Consider the following 6,689-nt stretch of genomic DNA (forward strand, 5'->3'; position numbering starts at 1 on the left):
TACTTCATCGCAACCCGCTTTTAAGAACTGCTGTAATTCTTGATAGTTTCCTTTCAAGAACCGTTCTTAGCCTGTCAGTGTTTATCGCACTGGTGATGGGTTAGTTCACTCGATATTTAGGCCTCTTGGGCGCTCATAATAAAAAAAATTATTATTTTTCTTTGTATTTCCAAAAAATATACATATTGGGAGAATTGTTAGCCATATATTTTAAGTCTTCTAAAGTATACTTGTCATCTTCATCATCTCTAGTATTTTTATCAAAAAAAATACCTAATAAATTTTTAGGTGGATTTTTAATTTTCCAAATCATACCAAATTCTTCTAAGTCAGCATTATAACAAGGAAATTTGCAACTAAAATCAAAGTATTTTTGAAATAAAGAATGTTGTTTTAAAATTTCCACATCACTAACGGTTACATTGACAATTCTAGTACCTTCAACGAACTCCTCTTTCGTTATTGTTGTAACTACTGCCATAATATTATTATTTGAAGAATAAATTTTAATTAATGTTAATAAAATATATGGATAGATTATTTGCGTTTTGATCTCAGGATTTGTCTTTCTGATAGCTATTACAAACAGCCCCCATCCAAACCGGACAAGCAAGTTTCCCAGCATCCGGCTTTCCATAATTTATTCTGTTTATAGAACTAACGTTATGTCGCCATTGGTTAGTTGTTTATTCTGATCGTTCTTGGTTGGTTAAATTATTTAATAATATCATATAGATTTGTTGATATAAGTTATTTTAAGAATAAGTTCTTATTTTTCTTATATAATAAATTACCTAAGTGATCTTTAATTATTTTTATTACCATCGACATATATTCATAACGGTATTTGTCGATTTTGGAATTTTGATGATATTGTCTATGATGTAAGTACTTAAATACCTTAATAGATTATTCATCCTACATTTCAGTTATTGTTGCATATTGAACGATTTTAAATGATCTTCAAGTTTGACAAAAACTTAGAGATACTTGATCCTATTGAATAAACCATAAATTACTAACTTCTTTCGCCCTATCAAGGTCGTTAACCTTGTTCTAGGGAGGACGATTAACTGGATCATTCCAGATCCATTTTTACTCCTCCGACTACTAAGAAGTCGCTTTCTCCTTGGGCTATAATGACTTTAATCTCATTATTCGTTAATTTAATAACTCGCCTTTAGGATTCTCCAAGTTACGCTAAATATCAACCTTGATTCCTTAGGGGAAGTAACCATTTTATTCATGGTGAGATTCCAGGTTGGTTAAGTGATAAACTATCCAATACCTATTGCAAATATTGACAGCTTCTAGACTGCTCGTTTATAGTAGTTTGCGAGACAGGTTTTGTTATTACATCTGCTTATCTTCTTAGGCCATTTCAGGCTTACCCTTAGAACCATTCGGTGGCGGTGTCTTTTTGACTAACTACTTCATCGCAACCCGCTTTTAAGAACTGCTGTAATTTTTGATAGTTTCCTTTCAAGAACCGTTCTTATCCTGTCAGTGTTTATCGCACTGGTGATGGGTTAGTTCACTCGATATTTTAAAGATTTTGTGCCTATTAAATTAAGAATAATAATAATTTTCTTTTAATTCAATATTGTGTTTATAATTTTTAACATAAAAAAATTTAAATTTTTATATAAATATTATTAATAATCAAATTAAACTAATAATTAAAATTATACACATTTATTAAGATATAAATAAAAAATTATGTTTTTTAATATAAATAAAGACTCAGAAATAAATTTTAAAAAAATTTTATAAAGTTTTACCCTATGTAAATATAATCTAAATTATTTTTTTAAAATATTTTTTTAAAATTAGACTACATAAAATATTTTAATTCTTATTTAGTATGTTTTTTTGAAAAATAAATTTTATAGTAACTAATATTTATTATTGTATGATTTTTTGTTATAATTAGATTGCGTTTGTTTAAAATTTAAATTTCCATTTTTGTATAATTTTTGTATAAAATTGAGATTAATTAATATAGAATTGTTTATGGTTTATTATCACAAAGTAAGATTTTATTAAATTCCTATAAGTTATCAGAAAGTGAGATCAACTAAAACACATGAGTTCCAACAGCGAAAAAAACATATTATACAAAGTATTAATATTTTTTGTCATCTTTTTAATGTTATCAGGTCAAATTTTTTTTATCATGAATGTATTAGCACATAATGAAGAAATAGAAGAAGAAAATGAGAAATTATCTCAAAATAATAAACAACTATTAGAAAATTATAACAAAATTCAATACAATAATAAAATAGTAAATCTTGAAACTAAAACTCAAAAAAATAATAATAATATTAATATAAATAAACACAACTCTGAACCTATTCTAAAGTCTTTACAAGAAAGTATAGAATTACAAAAAAACTTTTTTAAACAAAAAACTAACTCCTTAAATATTTCTTTGAAAAAATTAACTGACGAAGCTATTCAAAGTGTTATAGTTTTTAAAAATAACGTAGAAGAAAAAATTGATCATATTAAATATTTTAATAAATTCGGAGAATTAATAAGTAAAGTCTTTTTCAATGATGACAATACTAATTTAAAACAAATAGAAGAATATCAAAACAATCAATTGTTAAAAAAAATAATTGTTGCTGATAATTCTCAATCAGAATCGATTTTACTTTATACAGACAATAAAGTTAAAACTGAAATATTAAATGTATATGATGAAAAAACTAAAAATTTCTTAAAACGTCATATTTTAGAATTTAATGAGAAAGAACAATTAATAACAACCAGTTTTTATCAGTTAACTGATCCTTATAAAATAGAAAAAAAAATTTATTGGGATAATGAACAAAATCCAATAAAAATAGAAAGTTTTAAATATGTCGATGGAAGATTAAATATTATAGAAGAATTTAATAAAGATAACAAAATATCCAAAATAACAATTATGACTCCAGATCAAAAAATATCTTCTATTCAAAAATTCAATTACCTCGAGAGTGAAGTTTTAATTGAGACTAAATCTTTCGATAGCAACAATAAAGTAATTAAAACCAATTTAGACGTAATTGAAACAAATTTCGATTTTAAAACTAACAAACGTTTTCGTCCTTGAACCTATTTTTAGATACAAAAATTCCGTATTCTATAAAAATATATCTCCCAAAAATTAATATTAAAAGTCATAATATTATAAAATAAAAATAAAAAACTTACAGATAAAGTATATTTTATATATGCATATATTAAAATATGCATATTTTTTTTTAACCTTATTAATATTCCTTCAGGAAAATTTAAATAAATTTAATTCAAAATCGTAAATTTAAAACATCAATAAAAAAATTAAAACTAATATAACTTAAAATATTTAATACGGATATAGATAAAAAAGTATGTTAAATATTATAAAAAAAATTAAACAACTAACTCAAAAAATAAATCAAGCTAATTATGAATATTTTAACTTAAATCAATCTTCTTTAAGTGATCAACAATATGACACTTTGTTACAAGAATTAATATATCTAGAAAAAAAGTATCCGCAATATAAATTAAAAAATAGTCCAACTGATAAAATAGGTGGTTTTTTAGATGACCAAACAATACCTAAAATAACTCATAGTAAACCTATGTTATCTTTAGAGAATGCTTTTGACATTGAAAAAGTAAAAAAATTTTATACAAGGATAATAGAAAAATATCCTTATTGTAATTTTATTACAGAATTAAAAATAGATGGTATAGCTATTAATTTAAAATATGAAAAAGGAATTTTAACACAAGCTACTACAAGAGGAAATGGTTTAGTAGGAGAATTAGTAACTCATAATATTAAAAATATCAAAGATATTCCATTAAAACTTTTACAACCAATAGATTTAGAAGTAAGAGGAGAAATTTTTTTTAGTTATGAAAATTTTAAAAAATTAAATGAACAAAATAAAAAAGAACAAAAAAAATCTTTCGCTAATCCTCGTAATGCTGCATCAGGAACTGTCAGATTATTAAATCCTAATATTGTAGCTTCTAGAAACTTATCCTCGTTTTTATATAATATTGTAAACACTTCGTTAATAGTTAATAGTCAAAAAGAAGTTTTAGAATTATTAAAAAAATTAGGTTTTTCTGTAAATCCATATTATCACATAATCAATTCTTGGTCTGATTTAATTAAACTTATAAATTATTATATAGAGTTAAAAACCTCTTTAAATTATGATGTAGATGGTATTGTGATCAAATTAAACCAACTTGATTTATATCCAAAAATAGGTTACACTAATAAATTTCCTAAATACGCTATTGCTTATAAATTTAATTCAATTGCAGGCGAAACTATAATTAAAAATATTACATTTTACGTAGGCCGTACTGGCATAATTAATCCTGTAGCAATTCTTGTACCTATTATACTTGATGGTAGTAAAATATCACGAGTTACCTTGCATAATTACAATTATATTAAAATCAAAGATATTCGTGTTAATGACAGCGTAATTATTGTCAAGTCAGGCTCTATTATTCCTAGAATTATTAAAGTAATTACTAACAAAAGAGTTGTTCATTCCACTAAACCTTTTAAAATGATTACAAATTGTCCTTCTTGTAATTCTTTGTTACAAAAAGATAATAACGAAATTAATTATTTTTGTATTAATTCGGAATGTAATGAACAACAATTACAAAAAATAATTCATTTCGCTTCCAAAGAAGCTATGGATATCAATATTTTAGGTTCCCAAACGTTAACTATTTTATTCCAAAAAAAAATTATCCAAAAAATTTCTGATTTATATAATCTTAAAGACAAAAAACAACAATTATTGCAATTACCTTTTTTTGGTATTAAAAAAATTAATAATATTTTAGAGGGTATAGAAAATAGTAAACAAAAATCTTTTGATCGAATTCTATTCGGATTAGGAATAAAACATGTAGGTAGTAAAATAGCTAAAATTTTAGCTAATAACTTCTCTAATATATATAATTTAAAAAAAGCTACAATAGAACAACTAACCTATATAAACGAAATAGGACAAGAAATAGCTAAGAGTATACATAATTTTTTTAATGATGAAAAAAATATTCAAGAAATTATTCAATTACAAAAACATCAATTAAATTTTTGTAATCAGAATAATATTAATAATATTGATGAGAATTTTTTTAAAAACAAAAAAATTATTATTACAGGAACATTATCTCAATATACACGTTCACAAATAATTCAACATTTATCACAATTAGGAGCTTTAATAGTTACTAATATATCTAAAAAAACTAATTATTTAATTTGTGGACAAGATTGTAGCCAAAAAAAATTAGAAAAAGCTAAAAATCTAAAAATTACTATTATTCAAGAATTAGAATTTTATAAAATTTTGTTACAAAATAAAAAGAAAATTTAAAAAGGTAGTGTAATTATTTAAAAATGCAAAATATCGGTATCGATTTAATTGAAATTAATAAAATTATTCAAATAGGATTAGCATCAATATCTAATCGTATTTTATCTATGTCAGAATATCAAATTTATAAAAAAATAAATTCTTTAAAAAACAAGAGTTTTTTTTTAGCAGGAAGATGGGCTGCTAAAGAAGCCATATTTAAAACCTATCGAAAAGGTAACTTAACCAATAATTATTGCGATTGGTCTATATTAAATGACAAAACAGGAGCTCCTTATATAATAGATAAATATAATAATCAATTTATGATATCTATTACTCATACCGACAAATATGCTTTAGCTTTTGTTATTATGTTATGATTTTAAATTAATTTTAAATTAATATAAAATATCCAAAAAATATTTGTAATCATCAATGTTATAAAATAATTTTAATTTAAAGCTAGATTTAACCAAACAAACATATTATAATAATATCAATTTATCAAGAATAGAGCGAAATATATATTCTATTCAAATCATAATTTAAGATTAAATAATTAATAATTTTTTCAAAATTAAGAGATATAGTAAAAAACAACACAAAATAAACTTAATCAATTAATTTCAAAGCAATTCATTAATAAAAAAGATCAACTTAATTATTGATCTTTTTTTAAATATTGAATTATCTAAATAACTATCAATAAATATTTTTATATCTTAATTAATATATTTATATTTGTTGTGAAACCATTTTATATGCAATATTTTTTTATTCTGTTAGAATAATAACGCCTATCCAGAAAATAAACCAATTCGAGATATAACAAATTAATACAAAATTATAATAAAAAATCAATATGTAAAATAGATTATTTATATTTTTTTATTCAAGTGAACAAACATTAAACAATCTATGTTATAAGAATAGATTATTTGCGTTTTCATATAAAGTTTATCTTTCTGATATTTATTACAAAAAGCCACACTAAACTCTCTTTTTGCGTTACAACTAGTTATCGTGTTCATCGTGACCAAAATTACTTTTTAGTCCCTTAAAATCTTATCTTTTCTCGTAAAAAAAACTTATTTGATGTATTTGTTGAATAAAATTTGACTGTTACTATTTTTTTCAAGACAAAAGAAAAAATTATTTTACTTCTTCACTTATTAGTGAACCAAAAAAGTTAAAAACTCATGAAGAATATGATCAGCAAAAACGTTTATTTCGTAAAATTAATCCTCATGGTATAGTTCATTATTATGATTTTATTAATAATAAAAACGAAATACATTAGCCAAAAAA

4 protein-coding genes are annotated in these 6,689 nt (G+C 22.8%); 3 read left to right on the forward strand and 1 reads right to left on the reverse strand.

Annotated elements, in window-relative coordinates; all coding sequences use genetic code 11:
• Positions 1–151: 151 nt before the first annotated feature.
• Complete coding sequence (locus OC701_RS02055) at positions 152–637, reverse strand: effector protein (protein ID WP_304514443.1); 486 nt, start codon at positions 635–637, stop codon at positions 152–154.
• Positions 638–2,149: 1,512 nt separating this feature from the next.
• On the opposite strand from OC701_RS02055, the gene OC701_RS02060 reads away from it, so the two are divergent.
• The 3 genes from OC701_RS02060 (at position 2,150) to OC701_RS02070 (ending at position 5,761) form a co-directional block, all read left to right on the forward strand.
• Positions 2,150–3,103, forward strand: a complete 954-nt coding sequence (locus OC701_RS02060; RefSeq protein ID WP_304514444.1) for a hypothetical protein — start codon at positions 2,150–2,152, stop codon at positions 3,101–3,103.
• Between the two features lie 280 nt (positions 3,104–3,383).
• Positions 3,384–5,399, forward strand: coding sequence for an NAD-dependent DNA ligase LigA (gene ligA, locus OC701_RS02065; protein WP_304514445.1), 2,016 nt, complete (start codon positions 3,384–3,386; stop codon positions 5,397–5,399).
• 23 nt (positions 5,400–5,422) lie between these two features.
• Entirely contained in the window at positions 5,423–5,761 is a 339-nt protein-coding gene (locus OC701_RS02070; RefSeq protein ID WP_304514446.1) for a holo-ACP synthase, read from the forward strand.
• The last annotated feature ends 928 nt before the right edge of the window (positions 5,762–6,689 follow it).

The sequence above is a fragment of the Candidatus Phytoplasma bonamiae genome (genome assembly GCF_030586845.1).
GTDB classification, from domain to species: domain Bacteria; phylum Bacillota_I; class Bacilli_A; order Acholeplasmatales; family Acholeplasmataceae; genus Phytoplasma; species Phytoplasma bonamiae.

Bases quoted from the DNA above. Each gene is read 5' to 3' on its own strand.
- OC701_RS02055 (WP_304514443.1), bottom strand. From the start codon at position 637: ATGGAAAGCCGGATGCTGGGAAACTTGCTTGTCCGGTTTGGATGGGGG.
- OC701_RS02060 (WP_304514444.1), top strand. From the start codon at position 2,150: ATGTTATCAGGTCAAATTTTTTTTATCATGAATGTATTAGCACATAAT.
- ligA (WP_304514445.1), top strand. From the start codon at position 3,384: ATGTTAAATATTATAAAAAAAATTAAACAACTAACTCAAAAAATAAAT.
- OC701_RS02070 (WP_304514446.1), top strand. From the start codon at position 5,423: ATGCAAAATATCGGTATCGATTTAATTGAAATTAATAAAATTATTCAA.